Origin of the sequence: Halopseudomonas yangmingensis (assembly GCF_900114825.1) — a bacterium.
Lineage (GTDB): Bacteria > Pseudomonadota > Gammaproteobacteria > Pseudomonadales > Pseudomonadaceae > Halopseudomonas > Halopseudomonas yangmingensis.
Genome location: NZ_FOUI01000001.1, coordinates 88,886 through 107,105, shown reverse-complemented (window position 1 = coordinate 107,105; position 18,220 = coordinate 88,886). Strand labels below are relative to the sequence as shown.

The 18,220-nt window shown below is 65.3% G+C and carries 16 protein-coding genes; 7 read left to right on the top strand and 9 right to left on the bottom strand.

The features are described 5' to 3' along the window. Positions 1-14: 14 nt before the first annotated feature. Entirely contained in the window at positions 15-1,370 is a 1,356-nt protein-coding gene (gene pmbA, locus BMZ23_RS00535) for a metalloprotease PmbA (RefSeq protein WP_093471270.1), read from the bottom strand. A 96-nt stretch (positions 1,371-1,466) separates the two neighbouring features. On the opposite strand from pmbA, the gene yjgA reads away from it, so the two are divergent. Beyond that, a complete protein-coding gene (yjgA, locus tag BMZ23_RS00530; RefSeq protein ID WP_093471267.1) occupies positions 1,467-2,024 on the top strand; it encodes a ribosome biogenesis factor YjgA in 558 nt (185 codons plus the stop codon). Between the two features lie 18 nt (positions 2,025-2,042). On the opposite strand, the gene BMZ23_RS00525 is transcribed toward yjgA, so the two are convergent. Both BMZ23_RS00525 and tcdA read right to left on the bottom strand, forming a co-directional pair. Next, positions 2,043-3,164 carry a glutathione S-transferase family protein gene (locus BMZ23_RS00525; RefSeq protein WP_093471264.1) on the bottom strand — a complete coding sequence of 374 codons (1,122 nt, stop codon included), beginning with the start codon at positions 3,162-3,164 and terminating at the stop codon, positions 2,043-2,045. Positions 3,165-3,242: 78 nt separating this feature from the next. Further along, on the bottom strand, positions 3,243-4,019 hold the full coding sequence (gene tcdA, locus BMZ23_RS00520; protein ID WP_093471261.1) for a tRNA cyclic N6-threonylcarbamoyladenosine(37) synthase TcdA: 777 nt from the start codon (positions 4,017-4,019) through the stop codon (positions 3,243-3,245). Positions 4,020-4,127: 108 nt separating this feature from the next. On the opposite strand from tcdA, the gene dapE reads away from it, so the two are divergent. The 4 genes from dapE (at position 4,128) to trxC (ending at position 6,971) form a co-directional block, all read left to right on the top strand. After that, positions 4,128-5,264, top strand: a complete 1,137-nt coding sequence (gene dapE, locus BMZ23_RS00515) for a succinyl-diaminopimelate desuccinylase (protein ID WP_093471258.1) — start codon at positions 4,128-4,130, stop codon at positions 5,262-5,264. Beyond that, positions 5,258-6,061, top strand: a complete 804-nt coding sequence (locus tag BMZ23_RS00510) for a putative RNA methyltransferase (RefSeq protein ID WP_245748075.1) — start codon at positions 5,258-5,260, stop codon at positions 6,059-6,061. The genes dapE and BMZ23_RS00510 overlap by 7 nt, the downstream gene beginning before the upstream one ends. Before the next feature lie 12 nt (positions 6,062-6,073). Then, a complete protein-coding gene (locus BMZ23_RS00505; RefSeq protein WP_093471252.1) occupies positions 6,074-6,451 on the top strand; it encodes a hypothetical protein in 378 nt (125 codons plus the stop codon). Positions 6,452-6,533: 82 nt separating this feature from the next. Continuing rightward, positions 6,534-6,971: a thioredoxin TrxC gene (trxC, locus tag BMZ23_RS00500; RefSeq protein WP_093471249.1), complete on the top strand. Its 438-nt coding sequence runs from the start codon at positions 6,534-6,536 to the stop codon at positions 6,969-6,971. Positions 6,972-7,042: 71 nt separating this feature from the next. Here the strand turns inward: trxC and BMZ23_RS00495 are convergent, their stop codons facing one another. Genes BMZ23_RS00495 through BMZ23_RS00480 form a run of 4 tightly spaced genes read right to left on the bottom strand, consistent with a single transcriptional unit; the run spans position 7,043 to position 11,565 of the window. Next, positions 7,043-8,032: a DUF4340 domain-containing protein gene (locus BMZ23_RS00495; protein WP_093471246.1), complete on the bottom strand. Its 990-nt coding sequence runs from the start codon at positions 8,030-8,032 to the stop codon at positions 7,043-7,045. Positions 8,033-8,045: 13 nt separating this feature from the next. Then, the gene (locus tag BMZ23_RS00490; protein ID WP_093471243.1) at positions 8,046-9,887 is read right to left on the bottom strand and encodes a GldG family protein; all 1,842 of its coding nucleotides are present in this window, start codon (positions 9,885-9,887) and stop codon (positions 8,046-8,048) included. 17 nt (positions 9,888-9,904) lie between these two features. After that, on the bottom strand, positions 9,905-10,639 hold the full coding sequence (locus BMZ23_RS00485) for an ABC transporter permease (protein ID WP_093471240.1): 735 nt from the start codon (positions 10,637-10,639) through the stop codon (positions 9,905-9,907). Next, on the bottom strand, positions 10,636-11,565 hold the full coding sequence (locus tag BMZ23_RS00480; RefSeq protein WP_093471237.1) for an ABC transporter ATP-binding protein: 930 nt from the start codon (positions 11,563-11,565) through the stop codon (positions 10,636-10,638). The genes BMZ23_RS00485 and BMZ23_RS00480 overlap by 4 nt, the downstream gene beginning before the upstream one ends. A 349-nt stretch (positions 11,566-11,914) precedes the next feature. Between BMZ23_RS00480 and plsB the strand changes: the two genes are divergently transcribed. Together plsB and BMZ23_RS00470 are read left to right on the top strand one after the other, a co-directional pair. Next, positions 11,915-14,398, top strand: coding sequence for a glycerol-3-phosphate 1-O-acyltransferase PlsB (gene plsB, locus BMZ23_RS00475; protein ID WP_093471234.1), 2,484 nt, complete (start codon positions 11,915-11,917; stop codon positions 14,396-14,398). A 162-nt stretch (positions 14,399-14,560) separates the two neighbouring features. After that, a complete protein-coding gene (locus BMZ23_RS00470) occupies positions 14,561-17,257 on the top strand; it encodes a cation-translocating P-type ATPase (RefSeq protein WP_093471231.1) in 2,697 nt (898 codons plus the stop codon). Positions 17,258-17,259: 2 nt separating this feature from the next. Here BMZ23_RS00470 and BMZ23_RS00465 read toward each other — a convergent pair whose 3' ends face one another. Beyond that, positions 17,260-17,577, bottom strand: a complete 318-nt coding sequence (locus BMZ23_RS00465; RefSeq protein ID WP_093471228.1) for a DUF2288 family protein — start codon at positions 17,575-17,577, stop codon at positions 17,260-17,262. Beyond that, the gene (locus BMZ23_RS00460) at positions 17,577-18,134 is read right to left on the bottom strand and encodes an OmpA family protein (RefSeq protein WP_177197180.1); all 558 of its coding nucleotides are present in this window, start codon (positions 18,132-18,134) and stop codon (positions 17,577-17,579) included. The genes BMZ23_RS00465 and BMZ23_RS00460 overlap by 1 nt, the downstream gene beginning before the upstream one ends. Positions 18,135-18,220: the final 86 nt, after the last annotated feature.

Genomic DNA, 18,220 nt, shown 5'->3' with positions numbered 1-18,220 from the left:
GGCCGCTACCGGCCTCAGCTGCCGCCGACGGTCATGCCATCGATCAGCCAGCTGCCGGTGAGGAAGTTGCCGCGCCGCTCGAGATCACTGCCGACGCAGCGTAACTGGCGGTACATGTCACGCAGGTTGCCGGCAATCGTCACCTCGCTGACCGGGTACTGCAGCTGGCCGTTTTCCACCCAGAAACCACCGGCGCCGCGCGAGTAGTCGCCGGTCACCGGGTTCACCCCCTGCCCCATCAGTTCGGTCACCAGCAGCCCGGTGCCCATCTCCGCCAGCAGCTCGGCGAGGTCACCGGCATTGCTGCTGACATGCAGGTTGTGCACGCCACCGGCATTCGCGGTGCTTGGCAGACCCAGCTTGCGCCCGGAATAGGTCGAGAGAATCCAGCTGCGCAATACGCCATCGGCGACAAAGGCCTGGGCACGGGTGGCCAGACCGTCAGCATCGAAGGTCGCACTGCCCAGCGCGCCCGGCAGGTGCGGGCGCTCGTCAATGGTTACCCAGTCGGGGAAGATCGGCTGGCCCAGCGCATCCAGCAGAAAGCTCGACTGCCGGTATACCGCGCCGCCGGCAATTGCTCCGGTCAGGCTGGCCAGCAGACCGGCGGCCTGATCGGCGGCAAACAGCACCGGCACCCGTGCGGTGCTGATTGGCCGCGCGCCGAGCCGCGCCAGTGCACGCTCACCGGCCTTGCGCCCGAGTGCCGCCGGCGCCGGCAGATTGCCCGGCCGCCGCTCCACTGCATACCAGTAATCCCGCTGCATGCCCTGCTCATCAGTGGCGATCATCACCGCCGACAGACTGTGCCGGGTACCGCTGGAACTGCCGATAAAACCATGGCTGTTGCCATACACCCGGCAGCCCTGCTGGCTGCTCAGTTGCGCGCCATCACTCTGCAGGCGCCCGTCCAGCGCCAGCGCGGCGGCCTCGCACTCCAGCGCCAGATCAACCGCCGTTGCCGGGTCCACCGGCCAGGGGTGAAACAGATCCAGATCCGGCAGTTCCGTGGCCATCAGGCCAGCCTCGGCCAAACCGGCACAGGGGTCCTCGGCGGCATGCCGGGCAATCGCCAGTGCCGCCTCGACCGCGCGCCGGATTGCCTCGTCCGAGGTATCCGAGGTGCTTACCGAGCCCTTGCGCTGCCCCAGGTAGAGGGTGATGCCAAAGCCCCGGTCGTGATTGAACTCGACGGTCTCGACATCGCCCTGACGCACCCCGACGCTCAGCCCGGCACTCTGGCTGACCGCCACCTCGCAGGCACTTGCGCCCTGGCGCGCGGCCTCCTCAAGAATGCAGGCCACCCGCTGCTCGAGCTGGCCACGCAGGGCTTGCGGGTCGTTATCGGGAATGGCGGTCTGTGTATTCATGCTGACTCCTTTGCGGTGCGCCATTCTAACCCAACCGGACAGCGCCACGGCGAGCAGGTATCATGCAGGCTTTCAGGTACAGGCCAAGAGATTGCCATGAGTGACTATTCCGAAGACACCGGCTTCGAGCAGGATGACGAGAAAAGCAAAAGCCAGGTCAAGCGCGAGCTGCATGCCCTGCAGGACCTGGGGAAGCGCCTGACCGAGCTGAAACCGTCACAGCTGGAGCGCCTGCCGCTGACCGACAAGCTGCGTCTGGCGCTGGCCGAAGCCCACCGGCATACCGCCCGTGGCGCCCTGAAGCGGCACATGAGCTACGTCGGCAAGCTGATGCGCGAGCAGGATATCGACGCCATCCAGGCCTATGTCGACCTGCTCGACAGCAGCAGCCAGGCGCATGCCCGGCACTTCCACCAGATGGAACGCTGGCGCGACCGCCTGCTGAGTGGCAATGCTGACGAGCTTGAGGCCTTTCTCGACGCCTATCCGGGTGCTGCCGCCGATCGCCAGACCCTGCGCCAGCTGATCCGCCAGGCCGAGCGCGAAGCTGCCGAAAGCAAGCCGCCGGCCGCCGCACGCAAGCTGTTCAAGCTGATCCGCGTGCATGTCGACGAAGCCGAGTTGCCCGGCGGTTTTGCCAACGACGAGGATTGAGCGTGCCTGCCGGGCCGCTTAACGCGGCTCGGCCCAGACCTCCAGATGGCCGCGACGCTCGACCCGCTGCGGCATGTCCAGTTGCACCGCCCGCGCCAGGCCATAGCCCTGCAATGTCTGCAACAGGGCGGCGCGCTCTGCCTCGGGCAACCCCGCCAGCTGATCCGCCGCACGCTGCAACAGGTATAGCAAATAGGGTTCCACCCCAACGGTTACCGGCACCCCACGGAACAGGGTATCGATCCGGCCGATCTGCCGCTGGTGCGGCTTGGCCGATACCGGCTGGCCATCGGCCGGCTGCTCACGGCTGATCCAGTCGCGCAAAAACGCCAGCTTGTCGTCCAGTTCGGGAAATATCTCGTCAGCCAGTTGCTGCAGCAGGGGCGCCAGCCGTGGCAGCAGTTCGGCGTCAGTCACCCAGCCGCCGGCGTTGGCATACTCGGGCACATCCAGCCCCGGCGCCTGCATGCGCTCGATCCAGCGATGCACCGCCGGCGCCCGGCGCTGCAGGATGCCCAGCGGCACCGGATCACGCCCCAGGTGGGCATGCATGGCGCCGATCAGGCCGTAGTCGGCGATCGATGGCAGGCCACCGAACAGATAGGGCTGCCCGGCAAACAGTTGCTCAAGCCGATCCAGCAGCGCCAGCCAGGAGTCCTCGATCAGCGCAATGCTCTGCGGATTGATGCCCAGCACCGGCAGATAGGACTGCATGCGCGCCATGATCGCCTCGGCCTGCGCCACCGGGCTGCCACTGCCGGCGCCGAAGGCATGCCGCAGGAAATCCTGCTGCTCGGCGAGGAACGACCAGCGGTAGTGCATGGCGTGCTTGAGCATCACCTGACAGCCGTAATACTCGAACAGCACCGCCAGCACGCGCTGCAACGGGGTCTGCGGCCAAGCCGAGGGCGACTGCCCGGCCGCCTCGAAATACTCGATGATATCGACACTGTCCTGGATCAGCTGACCGTCGGCGGTCTGCAGCACCGGAATGATGGCGCGCCGGATCTGCGGCAGTACGCTTTCGGCAAACCCCGGATGCGCCGGGGTGCGCTCGATAAAGTCGATGTTATGGTTGCGCAGATAGCAGCGCACCCGGCTGGTATAGAAGGAGTGCGGAACACCGTAGAGGATATGCATGGCTGGGCTGTCCGGGAAACAAAAGCCGCCAGCCTAGCAGTCCGGGTGTCGGCAGGGAACCCGGGTATGACCCTCCGGTCAGCGCAGCAACCGCTGCACCGCCTGGGCGGCGGCGACCATGCCGAAGGTCGCGGTGACCATGCTTACCGCACCGAAACCGCCGGCACAGTCCAGCCGCACGCCACCCTCGGCAAAGGCCTTCTGCGTGCACACCGAACCGTCCGGCTGCGGGTAGCGCAACTGCTCGGTGGAATACACGCAGGGCACGCCAAAGCTGCGCTTGCTGTCGGCCCTGGGGAAATTGTGCTGACGGCGCAGCTGTGAACGCACCTTGGCCGCCAGCGGATCATTCTGGGTACGCGACAGGTCAGCCACGCGCACCTGGGTCGGGTCGATCTGGCCACCGGCACCGCCGGTGGTTACCAGCGGGATACGCTGGCGCCGGCACCAGGCGATCAGCGCCACCTTGGGTCCGACACTGTCGATGCAGTCGATCACACAGTCGATATCCGCAGTCAGATACTGCTGCAGGTTGTCCGGGGTAAGGAAATCCAGCAGCGGATTGACCACGCAGGCCGGGTTGATCGCGCGCAGCCGCTCGGCCATCACCTCGACCTTGGCCCGGCCGATCTGCCCGTCCATTGCCGGCAACTGGCGATTGACGTTGCTCACACAGACCTCGTCCAGATCCAGCAGGCTGATCCGGCCGATCGCCGTGCGCCCGAGCGCCTCGGCCGCCCAGGAACCAACCCCGCCGATTCCCACCACCAGCACATGACTGGCCTGCAGACGCGCCAGTGCCTCAACACCATACAGGCGTGCCAGTCCGGCAAAACGGGGGGCCACTGTCGACATAGTCACCTCTTGAAGAATGTCGCAGTATAGCGGCAGTGCCGCGCTGCTCGAAGCCCTGATGCCTCTGCTAGAATGGGCGACCGTTCTGCAGCGACCCATGAGAATCCGATGAGCCAACTCTCCCCCACCCTGTCCCTGGCCTGTGACCTGATTGCCCGCGACTCCACCACCCCGGCGGATGCCGGATGCCAGCAGCTGATGGGCGAACGCCTGGCCAGACTGGGATTCCGCCTGGAGCCGATGCGTTTTGGCGAGGTCGACAACCTCTGGGCGCGGCGTGGCAGCGAAGGGCCGGTGCTGTGCTTTGCCGGGCATACCGATGTGGTGCCCAGCGGCCCCCTGGAGCGCTGGGACAATCCACCGTTCGAACCGAAAATCATCGACGGCATGCTGCACGGGCGCGGTGCCGCCGACATGAAGGGCAGCCTGGCGGCGATGCTGGTGGCGGTGGAGCGCTTTGTCGAGGCCAATCCGGATCACCGGGGCTCGATTGCCTTCCTGATCACCAGTGACGAGGAAGGCCCGGCGCTGGATGGCACGGTGCGCGTGGTGGAGACCCTGCGCCAGCGTGGCGAGGGCATCGACTGGTGCATAGTTGGCGAGCCTTCAAGTACCGACCGGCTTGGCGATGTGGTGAAGAATGGCCGGCGCGGCTCGCTCAACGGTCGCCTGCTGGTGCGTGGCAAGCAGGGTCATGTGGCCTACCCGCAGCTGGCACGCAACCCGATCCATCTGGCCGCTCCGGCCCTCGCCGAGCTGGCCGCCGAGCAGTGGGACAATGGCAATGCCTTCTTCCCGCCGACCAGCTTCCAGATTTCCAATATCCACAGCGGCACCGGCGTTACCAATGTGATCCCCGGCGAGCTGGAGGCATTGATCAATTTCCGTTTCTCCACCGAGTCCACCGTCGAGGGGCTGCAGGCGCGGGTACACCAGTTGCTGGATCGCCGCGGCCTCGACTACCAGGTCGACTGGACAGTCTCCGGCCTGCCATTCCTGACCGAGCCCGGCGCCCTGCTGGATGCGGTAGCCGCAGCGATTCTCGAAATTACCGGCGAGCCGACCACCCCCTCGACCAGCGGCGGCACCTCGGACGGGCGCTTTATCGCTACCCTGGGTACCCAGGTAGTGGAGCTCGGCCCGCGCAATGCGACCATCCACCAGGTCAACGAATGCATCAGTGCCAGCGACCTGGATGGATTGACCGACATTTACCAGCGCACCCTGGAAAAGCTGCTGTGCTGAGCCTGGTCTGTCCGCTGTGCCAGCAACCGCTGCAGGCCGAAGACCGCCAGTGGCGCTGCAGCACTGGCCACAACTTCGATCAGGCCCGCCAGGGCTACCTGAACCTGCTGCCGGTGCAGCACAAGCGCAGCCGCCAGCCCGGCGACACCCCGGGCATGCTCGATTGCCGCCAGGCCTTTCTGGATGCCGGGCACTACCTGCCGGTCAGCGAGCGGATCAATCAGTTGCTGCAGCAGGGCCAGCCGCACCAGCTGCTGGATATCGGCTGTGGCGAAGGCTGGTACAGCGCGCGTCTGCAGCAGGCACTGCCAGATACCGAGATGGCCGGGCTGGATATCAGCAAGGAAGCGATTCTGCGCGCCTGCCGGCGCAGCCGGCAGATCCAGTGGCTGGTCGGCTCCAGTGCGCGATTGCCCGTGGCCGATGCCAGCGTCGACGCGCTGCTCTGCGTGTTCAGCCCGTGGTTTGCCGGCGAGTGCCGGCGGGTGCTGCGCCCCGGCGGCCGGCTGCTGCTGGTCGGCCCGCACGAGGATCACCTGTTGAGTCTGCGCCAGCGCCTGTATGACCGTGTCAATCCGACCCCTGACCTGCTCGGTGAACTGCCGGAGGGCTTCGGGATCGTCAGTGATGAGCTACTGCGCTATCCTCTGTCACTGCCGGCGACCGATCTGGCCAATCTGATCGGCATGACCCCGCACAGCTTCCGCAGCCATCCCGAACGCCAGCAGGCACTGATCGAGAGCGGCCTGGCGGATCTGCAAGTCGCCATGCGCCTGTTGCTGTTGCAACGCCACTGAAGAGGACTCACCGTGCGCCAACCGGATATCGAAATCTACCTGCGCGAGGATCACCTGCCGGCCCTGTTTGACTGGCTGGCTTCCCTTGGCCCCCTGACCCAGCCCGAATCGGGACATGGGCGCGGCCTGTGGCAGCTGAACGGCGAAAGCATCGAGCTGCTGGTGGTGCGCAAGGCCGCCGGCAAGTGGGCCAGCATCTGGTTCGACAGCCCGCACACGCCCTGGGCTACCGACCGTGACTGTGCCCTGGCGGTGTTTGCAGCCATCGGCCAGCAGGTACGCTGCTCGGTGGGCGGCTGGCAGGAGGACGACGGCGAAGAGGACGCCGACCGCTGGCTGAAAATCGACGCCGAGGGCGAGCAGGAATTCGTCTGGGCGCTTCGCAACTGAAGCACCCAGCCTTGAAATCAGCCTGAAACACCCCATCCAGTATGCATACCGAACCATCCGGCGCCTGACTGGAGACATCCCGATGCTGCTGACCTGCCCGCACTGCCATCGCAAGAACCGCCTGCCCCCCGCACGCCTCGACCAGCAGCCGCACTGCGGTGCCTGCAAGCAGCTGCTGTTTACCGGCACGCCGCTGGAACTGGATGATCAGAGCTTCGCCAGCCATGCCGGCGCCGACCTGCCGCTGGTGATCGATTTCTGGGCACCCTGGTGCGGCCCCTGCCGCCAGTTCGCCCCGGTTTTCCAGCAGGCGGCTCCGCTGGTCGAACCGCGCGCACGGCTGGTCAAGGTGAATACCGAACAGGCCCAGGGACTGGCAGCACGCTTTGCCATTCGCAGCATCCCCACCCTGCTGATTGTGCAGGGCGGCCGCGAGCTGGCGCGGGTCAGCGGTGCACTGCCGGGCGGCGAGCTGCTGCGCTGGCTGCAGCAGCACCTGCCGCCACTGCCAGCCGAATGACAGGCAAGCGAAAGACGGCGGATGCACAGGCACCGCCGGCTTCGCATTCAATGCAGGTAAATCAGCGCTTTTTACTCGTACTCATCGACAGGCTGCGGTCCGCTCAGCAGCTCGGCACCGCCACGGGCCAGTGCCTCGACCTCGGCAATGCCGATCTGGAACGCCCAGCGCGGATCGGCATTCACCTGCAGCAGGCTGCCATCCACCCGCTCGACCTCCTCGACCAGCACCCAGTAGCGCCCGTCAATCGCCTGCAACGCGGCCTGCAGCCGATCACCGGCGCGGGTCTGCAGCTGCATGCGCAGCATCGGCGTGTCACTCAGTTGCAGCTGCTCGCGCAGTTGCACATCCTGTGCCCGCAGGCCGACCAGCCCGAGCACCACGCCATTGATCCAGCGCTGGTAACCGGGCTCCTGGCTGTCAGCCAGACGCAGGTTGTAGTCACCCTCAGAGGCCTTGTCAAAGCGCACCTGCTCGCCATCGGCGTGCTGCCACAGGGCCTCCTGCACCTCTTCCAGCGGCAGCTGCACCACCTGCAGATCCAGCCAGTCACGCGGACTGACACTGGTCTGCAACGGACGATTGATCAGCCACACCTGGTCCTGGTCGGCAAAACGCATCAGCTGGCCATTGCCAACCCGCTCACCGAACAGCAGTTGCAGGCTACCGGCCTCACCCTCGATGGTCAGCTGCAGGCTGTCCGGTGCCGGCGCACTGGCATCCAGCCCAAGGCGCGCATGGTGCGCCGGGTTGGCAGTTTTCGCCTCGAGGATGCGCGCACCGCGCAGCGCATGCAGCAGGGCTGCCAGCCGTTCACGCTGCAGCGGGAAATGGTGATGATCAGCCACAGTCCATTGCTCACCCTCGCGGGCCAGAGTGGCCGACAGCTCGCCGCGCGCCAGCTGCAACTGGCTGGCGGCAGCCAGCAGTTCCAGCTGCGCAGCGTCCAGCAAGGGACGCGACTCGAGGTCAGCCACCCGCGCATCCTGCTGTGCGCGCAGCGCCAGAATCAGCAGTACGGCGGCGGCCAGGGCAATGATCAGAATCAGACGATTGCGCATGCGGATTCTCCTCTCAACCACGCCGGCGCAAACGGCCGATCAGCCACCAGCCGAGCACGCCCAGGGTCAGCAGCAACGGCACCAGAGCGATATTGATGATTTTCAGCCGGGTACCCAGTTGCTCAATATCGGCATTCAGGCGGAAGCGCACTTCACGCAACTGCTTGCGAATGTCCAGACGTTCGTCGATAAAGCGCTGGATCGCCTGCTCCTGCTGCGGCGACAGCTCGGTCAGCTGACCGGGGTCCTGGCCCTGCTGCAGTTCAGCCAGACGCTGTTCGGTCTCCGCCAGCTGCTGCTGCAGACGCTGCTCGCTGGCGCGGAAACGCTGTTCGGCCTGGCGCTGCAGTTCCTGCACCACCACGAAAGGCCGGCTGAAATCGCCGCGTGAACGGACGCTGATCAGCGCCTCGGAGCCGGACAGGTTGTCCAGCGCATTCACCAGCAGCCCGCCGTTGTCGGCCCAGGGCTGGGAGATACGCTGACCGAAGAAGTCCTGCACCTGCACCCACATGCGGTCACTCAGCAGATCGGTATCGGCAACCAGCAGCACATTGATGTTGTCACTCTGGCGCAGACCCGGTTCGCGACCCTCCAGACCCTCGGGGTAGGCGGTAGCCGCCGGCCCCTGCAGGCGCGCGGCGAAGTGGTACTGCTGCGCATCGGCCTTGAAGCCGTTCAGCAGTTGCTCGGGATCACGCAGTGCCGCCAGTCGGCTGCTGGGCACCAGCATGCTGTCGACGGTACTGCTCAGCAGCGGCAGGAAGCGCGTCTGGCTGCCCTCCCGCGGCTGCAGCGCGCCGGCACTGGCGACCGTCAGCAGCGACAGCGGCGCGGTCACCGTGTCCTCGCGGTCCAGGTGCGCCGGCAACAGTTCCAGCCAGCCGATGTGACGGGCCGGCAACTGGCCCTGACCACGACCCACTGACATGCCCAGACGGGCATCCAGCACCACCTTTTCCGGATCGTAATCGACCCCCCAGGCGGCCAGCAGCGGACCCAGATCGGAGGCCTTGCCATCGGCCATGGCGTCCATCATGGCTTCCTGACTGAAATCCATCTCGGCAAAGGGATCGACAAAGGCCAGCAGCTTGCCGCCACCCAGCACAAACTGGTCGATGGCAAACAGCGCCGCCTCGCTGAGGCCCTTGGGGTGTACCAGCAGCAGCACCTTGACCTGTTCCGGGATGCGGTCGATGTCGTGATCCAGGTTGTCGATCTCGAACAGCTGACGGACCTGCTCCAGCACCACCCAGGGCGCTGTCTGCTGGCCGGTCATCGGGTTCATCCCGCCGCCCAGCGGCAGGCCGCTGATCAGGCCGATACGCGGCTTGTCCGGCTGCGCCAGGCTGTTGACCAGACGACTCAGCTCATACTCCAGCAGGCCTTCCTGTTCCAGCGCGAAGAACGGAATCACCTCGCGCTGGGCCAGGCTGTTGGTGCCGGCCAGGCCGAAATACAGCTTATCGCCGGTCTGGGTCAGCGGTATCGCCTGCAGGCCGTATTCGGCGGCACGGTCCTCTGCCTCGGAGAACGGCTGCGGGTCAATGATCTGCAGCTGCAGCTTGCCACCGGCTACCCGCTGGTACTCGCGCAGCATTTCCTCAACCCGCCGCGCATGGTTGCGCAGCACCACCATGTCCTTGCTGGCACGGTCGGAGAAGAAGAAGTTCAGGGTGATCGGCTCTTCCAGTCCCTCTAGGATCTGCCGGGTACCCGGCGAGATGGTGTAGAGCTTCTGTTCGGTCAGATCCAGACGGGCACCGGGCAGCAGCACGCTGGATGCCATGTTGAAGGCAATGAAGGCCAGCAGCAGTACCAGCAGGCCGGTACCGGAATACATCAATCGTTTCATGGTCGCGCTCCTATGCCTCAGTCGGCCTTTTTCAGGTCGATGACGATTGCGGTGGCCAGCAGCCAGACCGCCATCAGCGAGAAGAAATACAGCAGGTCACGCAGGTCCAGCACGCCCTTGCTGATGGCATCGAAGCGAATCAGGAAACTCAGCGAGGCAATCGCATCCAGCAGCCACTGCGGCGCCCAGCCACTGAACAGGTCGAGCAGCAGCGGGAAACCGCTGACGATAAACACGAAACAGGCCACCACGCTGAGAATGAAGGCAATCACCTGGTTGCGGGTCAGCGCCGACATGCACGAGCCGATCGCCAGGTAGCCGCCGGCCAGCAGCCAGCTGCCCAGATAGCCGGTGAAGATCGCCCCGTTGTCCGGGTTGCCCAGATAATTCACGGTGATCACGATCGGGAAGGTCAGCAGCAGGGCAATGCCGACAAACACCCAGGCCGCGAGGAACTTGCCGAGCACCATGTTGCTGCGCGTGATCGGCAGGGTCATCAGCAGTTCGATGGTCCCCGACTTGCGTTCCTCGGCCCACAGGCGCATGGCCACCGCCGGCACCAGAAACAGGTACAGCCAGGGATGGAAGTTGAAGAAGGCATTCAGGTCGGCCTGGCCGTTTTCGTAGAAGCCACCCAGATAGAAGGTGAACACCGCCGACAGCACCAGAAAGATCACGATAAACACAAAGGCCAGCGGCGTGGCGAAATAGCTGCCCAGCTCGCGGCGGAAAATCACACCCAGATTGCTCATGCGGCCTCCCCGGAAGTCAGACTGCGGAATACGTCATCCAGCCGGCCACGCTCGACCGACAGCTCGCGTACCGGCCAGCCACGGCTCTGGGCCAGCTCGCCAACCGCCGGGAAGATCACTGCGCCGGGCTGTGCCAGCACCGTCAGCTGCCGCCCATCCAGCTGGCTTTCCACCGCCAGCACGCCGGGCAGGCCATTCAGCGCGGCGGCATCCACCGGCTGTTCGAGGGCCACAGTAACCGCCTGGTGATAGCGCGAGCGGGCCTCCAGATCCTGCGGGGTGCCGTCGGCCAGCAGCCGGCCACGGCCGATAATCACCGCCCGCGAGCAGACCGCACTGACTTCCTCGAGAATGTGCGTGGAAATCACCACCATCTTGTTGCTGTCAGCCGCCAGTTGCTGGATCAGCGCGCGCACCTGATGTTTCTGGTTCGGGTCCAGGCCATCGGTGGGTTCGTCAAGGATCAGCACCTGCGGGTCATGCAGAATCGCCTGGGCCAGTCCGACCCGGCGCTTGAAGCCCTTGGACAGGGTGTCGATGCTCTGCTGCAGCACGCCCCTCAGCTCCACCCGCTCGACCGCCTGGTCAATCCGGCGCTGCTTTTCGGCGCCAGAGAAACCACGCACCCGGGCGATAAAATCAAGAAAACCGCGAACCCGCATGTCGCCGTAGCAGGGCGCGCCTTCCGGCAGATAGCCCATCTGCTGCTGCGCCTGCAGGATCTGCGTGCGGATGTCGTAACCACAGATGCTGGCGCTACCGCCGTCCGGCGTCAAAAAGCCGGTGAGCATCTTCATGGTGGTGGACTTGCCGGCCCCGTTGGGGCCGAGGAAGCCGAGCACTTCGCCCGGCTTGACCTCAAAAGACAGGTTGTCGACCGCAACATGCTGGCCGAAACGTTTGGTCAGGCTGTTTATGCTTATCATGGCCCAGTTCGTTCCCCGTATTGTCTGGCTGCGGAACACCCGCCAGCCATCAGCACACGGCCCTTGCTGGCGTGCAGTCACACAGACAGAAAAGATGGCGGGAGGTTCACCACTGGAATCGATTGACAGGATCAGCCAAGGCACAGGGCGCTGCTGATCCGGCAACCTCATCCTGACTGGTACGGCAGCAAGGGTCAGCGCTCAAGGTGGTGACTATAGGGATGCGCTGACGGGCATTCAAGGCCCCCGCTGCAGATGCCCCCTACCGGCAACTTGTAACCGGGCGTTAAACTGCGCAAATTGCGGGCGGCCAATGCCTGTATCCGTCCATTCAGTTCGGGAATTGTCGATGTCTTCCAGCCGTTTCTCCCTGCTCGGTCGCCTGTGGTTTGCCCTGCTGCGCCGCCTGCTGTTCATCTGGGCGCGCGCCGAGGTGATCGGCAACTCGGCCTTCAACCTGCGTCTGAACCAGCGACTGCCGGTGATCTATGTAATGCCCTACCGCTCCTACAGCGATTTGCTGGTGCTCGACCGCGAATGCCAGCGCGCCGGCCTGCCGCGCCCGCTGAAGGCACCGGCGGCGCTAGCGGAGGAGCGCGAGTCGCATATTTTCCTCAGCCGCGAGCAGGTCTGGTTCGGCCGACCCGATCCGCGCAACGAGTCGCCAGCCTTTGCCCGTCTGGTCAGTGCGGTCGAGCAGCAGCGGGTCGAGGATGTGCAGCTGGTCAAGGTCAGCGTGTTCTGGGGGCTGTCGCCGGATGCCGAATCCTCGCCGTTCAAGCTGCTGTTCGCCTACAACTGGGCGCTGGGCGGCTGGCTGCGCAAGTTCCTGGCAATCCTGGTGCATGGGCGCAAGATCCGCATCCAGTTCAGCGGGCCGATGTCGGTACGCGAGGTGTGTGACCAGCAGCTCGGCCACGAGCGCCACGCCCGGCGCATCAAGCGCCTGCTGCGTGTGCATTTCCGCCAGCAGCGCGCCGCAGTGGTCGGCCCCGACCTGTCGCACCGCCCGACCCTGCTGCGCAGCCTGCTCAAGGCGCCGCTGGTGCGCCGCGCCATCGAACAGGAGGCGACCGAGAAAGACATCCCGATCGCCAAAGCAGAACGCCAGGCCGCCCGTTACTTCAACGAGATCGCCTCGGACTTCACCTACTCGATCATCCGCTTTCTCGAGGTGGTGCTGGCCTGGTTCTGGAACAAGCTGTACGACGGCGTACAGGTCAACCATATCGACCGCCTGCAAAAAATCGCCCGCGGCAACGAAATCATCTATGTGCCCTGCCACCGCAGCCATATCGACTACCTGTTGCTGTCCTTCGTGTTGTTTCGCAACAACCTGACACCGCCGCACATCGCCGCCGGCATCAACCTCGACATGCCGGTGGTCGGCAGCATCCTGCGCCGTGGCGGGGCCTTTTTCATGCGCCGCAGTTTCCGCGGCAACCAGCTGTATACCGCGGTATTCAACGAGTACCTGCACGCCCTGTTCAGCCGCGGTTTCCCGGTCGAGTACTTTATCGAGGGCGGCCGCTCGCGCACCGGACGCACGCTGAATCCGAAAACCGGCATGCTGGCGATCACCCTGCGCAGCTACCTGCGCTCCTCGCGCCGGCCTATCGTGTTTGTGCCGGTATACATCGGTTACGAACGGGTACTGGAAGGACGCACCTACCTCGGTGAGTTGCGCGGCCAGGCCAAGAAGAAGGAATCCTTCTTCGACCTGTTCCGCGTGCTGTCGGCCCTGAAGCTGCCGTTTGGCGAGGTGGCGGTGAACTTTGGCGAGCCGCTGGCGCTGTCCGAGTTCCTCGACAGCGAGCAGCCCGGCTGGCGCAGCGCCGAACATGGCGAGGAGTTCCGTCCGGACTGGCTGAACCAGACCACCAACCGTCTGGCGCTGCGCCTGGCACGTTCGATCAATGCCAGTGCCAACGTCAATCCGGTGAATCTGGTGGCGCTGGTGATGCTCTCCACGCGCAAGCTGGCGCTCGACCAGCCGACGCTGATCGCCGCCATGCAACGCATTGCCGCGCTGCTGCGCCGGGTCCCCTACAGCAGCAGCATGACCCTGCCGCAGGCCGATGGTGCCGAGCTGCTGGCGCACGTCGAGGCCATGCAGCTGATCGGCCGGCAAAGCGATGCGCTTGGCGAGATCCTCTATCTGGATGAACCGCAGGCAGTGCTGATGACCTACTACCGCAACAACGCCCTGCACCTGATCGCCCTGCCAGCCCTGATCACCAGCCTGTTCCTGAACAACGCCCGCCTCAGCCGTGGCCAGATCACCCGGCTGGTCAGCGCCATCTACCCCTACCTGCAGGCCGAGCTGTTCCTGCACTGGGATGACGAACAGTTGCCGGGGGTAATCGAGCAATGGCTGGACGGCCTGATCGCCGAGGGCCTGCTGCATGAACAGGAAGACAGCCAGATCAGCCGCCCCGACCCCAGCTCTGCCGAGTTCGTGCAGCTGAGCCTGCTGGCGCGCAACATGCTGCCGACCCTGGAACGCTTCTACATGGTTGCCGCGCTGCTGCTCAGCCACCCGCCCTGCAGCCTGGATGCCGGTGAACTGGAGCAGCTGTGCAGCGTGATGGCCCAGCGCCTGTCGATCCTGCACGGGCTGAACGCCCCGGAATTTTTCGACAAGGCGATGTTCCGCCAATTCATCCAGCGCCTCGGCGAGCTGCAGGTGATCGGCACGGATGCCGACGGCAAGCTGCACTACCTGCCGGAACTCGAAGACATCGCCGAGAACACCGCGAAACGGGTACTCAGCGCAGAAATCCGCCTATCGATCCGCCAGGTCGCACGCACCCCGCTGGACCAACCCGACTGAAGCCACCCGCCCGACCAGTCTCGGGCGGCGCAACACCCTGCAACCGATAGCGCTTGCCTTGCCGGCGCACAGCTGTTTGGCTATTACTTGATCCAAGCCAAGGCGGGCCAAGACGTCTGCCGGCAGGCTGGTAGAGGATAGACTTTCAGGCAGGAGCAGCGTATGCAGGACAACACCGAGGCCCATGGCAACACCTGGCACAGCCTGAGCAGCGAACAGGTGCGCCAGCAGCTGGAGGTACCCGACCAGGGCCTGGAGGACACTGAAGTCGTCCACCGCCGGCAGCGCTGGGGTGCCAACCAACTGCCCGGCGTCAAGCCGCGCCCGCTGTGGCTGCGCCTGCTCAGCCAGTTCAACCATGTACTCATCTATGTCCTGCTGGTGGCGGCCAGCGTCACCGCCCTGCTCGGCCACTGGCTGGACACCTCGGTGATCCTCGCCGTGGTACTTCTGCAGGGGATTGTCGGGTTTATTCAGGAAGGCCGCGCCGAACAGGCACTGGCGGCCATCCGCCACATGCTGGCACCCCAGGCGCTGGTACTGCGCAACGGCGAACGCCAGCGCATCGACGCCGCCGACCTGGTACCCGGCGACATCCTGCTGCTGGAAGCCGGCGACCGGGTCGCCGCCGACATCCGCCTGGAACAGGTGCACGGGCTCAAGGTCGACGAAGCCCTGCTGACCGGCGAATCAGTCCCGGTCGACAAACGCTCCGACGCCCTCGATACGCAAACAGCGCTGGCCGACCGCCTGTGCATGGCCTACTCCGGCACCCTGGTGAATGCCGGTACCGCCCGAGGCATAGTGGTAGCCACCGGTGAATCCAGCGAAATCGGCCGCATCTCCGGCCTGCTGGACAGCGTCACCGTACTGCAGACGCCGCTGCTGGAACAGATGAACCGCTTTGCCAAGTACCTGTCGCTGGTGATAGTGCTGGCCGGCGCCCTGGTCTTCCTGAGTGGCTGGCTGTTCAGCGAACGGCCACCGGTGGAACTGTTCATGGCGGTAGTGGCACTCACAGTATCGGCCATCCCCGAAGGCCTGCCGGCGATCCTGACCATCACCCTGGCGATCGGCGTGCGGCGCATGGCCAGCCGCCACGCGGTGGTTCGACGCATGCCGGTGATCGAAACCCTGGGCGCAGTCTCGGTGATCTGTTCCGACAAGACCGGCACCCTGACCCGCAACGAAATGGTGGTGACCCAACTGGTCATCGGCGACCGCGCCTGGCCGGTCAGCGGCGAAGGCTATCACTCGTCCGGTCGCATCGGCGACAACGGCGAAACCCCGCCAGCGGCCCTGCTGGAACAACTGGCCTTGGCCAGCCTGCTGTGCAACGACGCCGAGCTGCGCCAGCAGGATGGCCAGCTACGGGTGATTGGCGATCCGATGGAGGGTGCCCTGCTGGCCCTGGCGAGCAAGGCCGACGCCGACCCCGCCACCCTCAAGGCCGCCTGGCCGCGCAGCGATGAGATCCCCTTCGATGCCGACCTGCGCTGGATGGCCACCCTCAACCATGACCACCACGGGCATGCCATGCTGCTGCTCAAGGGTGCCCCGGAACGGGTACTGGCACTCTGCAGCAGCGCGCTGGATGCCGAGGCCACTGCGCAACCGCTGGACCAGGACTGGTGGCAGCAACAGATCGAACAACTGGCCAGCCAGGGCCTGCGGGTACTGGCGCTGGCACGCAAACCGCTGGCCGCGGACTGCCGCGAGCTGCATGTCGATGCCGTGGATGGCGAGCTGCAACTGATCGGCATTGTCGGGCTGCTGGATCCGCCACGCCAGGAGGCCCGCGAGGCGATTGCCGAATGTCATCAGGCCGGGATCCGGGTCAAGATGATCACCGGCGACCATGGCCTGACCGCCCGCGCCATCGCCGCCATGCTCGGCCTGCACAACAGTACCGAGGTGGCCACCGGTGCCGATATCGACCAACTCGACGATCAGGCCCTGCGCGAGCTGGCGACTCGCGTCGACGTATTTGCCCGCACCAGCCCCGAACACAAGCTGCGGCTGGTGCAGGCGCTGCAGGCCGAACACGGGGTGGTGGCGATGACCGGCGACGGCGTCAACGACGCCCCGGCACTGAAACGCGCCGATGTCGGCATCGCCATGGGTCGCAAGGGTTCGGCGGCCGCCCGCGAGGCCTCGGATGTGGTGCTGCTGGACGACAACTTCGCCAGCCTGGCCGCCGCCGTGCGCGAGGGGCGCACCGTCTACACCAACCTGAAAAAGGCCGTGAGCTTCCTGTTACCGATCAATGGCGGCGAGGCTGCCAGCCTGGTGGTCGCCCTGCTGATCGGCCTGACACTGCCGATCACTGCCTTGCAGATTCTCTGGATCAACCTGGTCAGTTCGGTGGTGCTGGCGATGGGGCTGGCCTTCGAGCCGACCGAGGCAGGCGCCATGCGCAAGCCGCCACGGCCGCTGAAACAGCCAATGCTCGACAGCTTTCTGGTGTGGCGCATCCTGCTGGTGTCACTGCTGTTCCTCGGCGGTATCTTTGCCAGTTTCCAGTGGGCGCTGGGGGCCGGCTACAGCGAAGCGGAAGCCCGCTCGCTGGCGGTCAATACCCTGGTGGCCATGGAAGTGTTCTATCTGTTTGCCGTGCGCTACCTGGACAGCGCCTCGCTGACCCTGCGTGGCACCCTGGGTACGCCGGCGGTGTGGATAGTGGTGGGGCTGGTCTGCCTGCTGCAGTGGCTGATGACCTACACAGCAGCCATGCAGGCGCTGTTCGACACCGCATCGCTGCCGGCGCTGCTGCTGGTGATACCGGTACTGGCCGGGGTGGGCGTGCTGCTGGTGCTGGAACTGGAGAAGAAGGTGATGGGCCGCGCCAGCGCGGCCTGAGGTCAGTGACGCTGGACGCGTTCCTGCACCAGCACCCAGGGGCGGATCACCACCGCCCACAGGCAATCCGGGTCGCGCTGGTGCCAGTCTGCCGCCTGGCTGTCACTGGCCGCTGCCAGCTGGCCAGCCTGCAGCCAGCCGCTGACGGCGGCGCTGTCATCCAGGGTCAGCGCCTCGGCGACATCGACCAGGTCCAGCAGCGGATCGACTACAAGTAGCTCGCCACGGGCAAAATGCGGGGCCAGGCTGTTCCATTCGATACGCGCGGTGGCACCGAGGATCGCCGCGCGGCGATCCTCGCGGTCAACACTGGCGGGCATCAGTCAGCCAGTGCCAAACGGGTCGGATAGGGCATCAGCACGATTTCCACACGGCGATTCAGCGAACGTCCGGTATCGGTACTGTTGTCGGCACGCGGCTGATTCTCGCCCATGCTGCCCAGCTGCAAACGCTTGCCACTGACACCACCAAGCATCAGCACACTGGCCACGGCCTGGGCGCGTTCCATGCTCAGCTGCTTGTTCAGCGCGTCATCACCGACGCTGTCGCTGTGGCCAACCACCGCCAGCTGGGTGTCATGGTCATCGCGCAGGGTCTGCGCCACCTTGCTCAGCGGCACCAGTCCGGAGGGCAACAGCAGGGTACGCTTGGGGTGGAAGTTGCCATCCACCGGAATGATCAGGCGAATCTGCTCGCCCTCACGCTCCAGCTCGAAACCTTCACGTGCCGCCAGCTCGGCAAAACGCTCCATGCGCTGGTCAGCCCAGGGCGGCGTCACCGGCAGCTCGACGGCGGCAGTTTGCGGCGCTTGTTTGGATGAACAGGCCGCCAGGCCCAGGGCTAAGATGCAGAGTGTCAGTGTTGTTTTGATTTTCATGGCAGTAAGAGTCGGCATTCCATGGTCTTGAAAATTGGGTGCAATGCAGCCGCAACAGGCACTGCGCGGCCTATTCTGCGCCGCTT

What these genes read in the sequence shown, in the direction of transcription:
- pmbA (WP_093471270.1), bottom strand. Translation starts at nt 1,370, where the DNA reads ATGAATACACAGACCGCCATTCCCGATAACGACCCGCAAGCCCTGCGT.
- BMZ23_RS00470 (WP_093471231.1), top strand. Translation starts at nt 14,561, where the DNA reads ATGCAGGACAACACCGAGGCCCATGGCAACACCTGGCACAGCCTGAGC.
- BMZ23_RS00460 (WP_177197180.1), bottom strand. Translation starts at nt 18,134, where the DNA reads ATGAAAATCAAAACAACACTGACACTCTGCATCTTAGCCCTGGGCCTG.
- dapE (WP_093471258.1), top strand. Translation starts at nt 4,128, where the DNA reads ATGAGCCAACTCTCCCCCACCCTGTCCCTGGCCTGTGACCTGATTGCC.
- tcdA (WP_093471261.1), bottom strand. Translation starts at nt 4,019, where the DNA reads ATGTCGACAGTGGCCCCCCGTTTTGCCGGACTGGCACGCCTGTATGGT.
- trxC (WP_093471249.1), top strand. Translation starts at nt 6,534, where the DNA reads ATGCTGCTGACCTGCCCGCACTGCCATCGCAAGAACCGCCTGCCCCCC.
- yjgA (WP_093471267.1), top strand. Translation starts at nt 1,467, where the DNA reads ATGAGTGACTATTCCGAAGACACCGGCTTCGAGCAGGATGACGAGAAA.
- BMZ23_RS00465 (WP_093471228.1), bottom strand. Translation starts at nt 17,577, where the DNA reads ATGCCCGCCAGTGTTGACCGCGAGGATCGCCGCGCGGCGATCCTCGGT.
- BMZ23_RS00490 (WP_093471243.1), bottom strand. Translation starts at nt 9,887, where the DNA reads ATGAAACGATTGATGTATTCCGGTACCGGCCTGCTGGTACTGCTGCTG.
- BMZ23_RS00495 (WP_093471246.1), bottom strand. Translation starts at nt 8,032, where the DNA reads ATGCGCAATCGTCTGATTCTGATCATTGCCCTGGCCGCCGCCGTACTG.
- BMZ23_RS00525 (WP_093471264.1), bottom strand. Translation starts at nt 3,164, where the DNA reads ATGCATATCCTCTACGGTGTTCCGCACTCCTTCTATACCAGCCGGGTG.
- plsB (WP_093471234.1), top strand. Translation starts at nt 11,915, where the DNA reads ATGTCTTCCAGCCGTTTCTCCCTGCTCGGTCGCCTGTGGTTTGCCCTG.
- BMZ23_RS00480 (WP_093471237.1), bottom strand. Translation starts at nt 11,565, where the DNA reads ATGATAAGCATAAACAGCCTGACCAAACGTTTCGGCCAGCATGTTGCG.
- BMZ23_RS00485 (WP_093471240.1), bottom strand. Translation starts at nt 10,639, where the DNA reads ATGAGCAATCTGGGTGTGATTTTCCGCCGCGAGCTGGGCAGCTATTTC.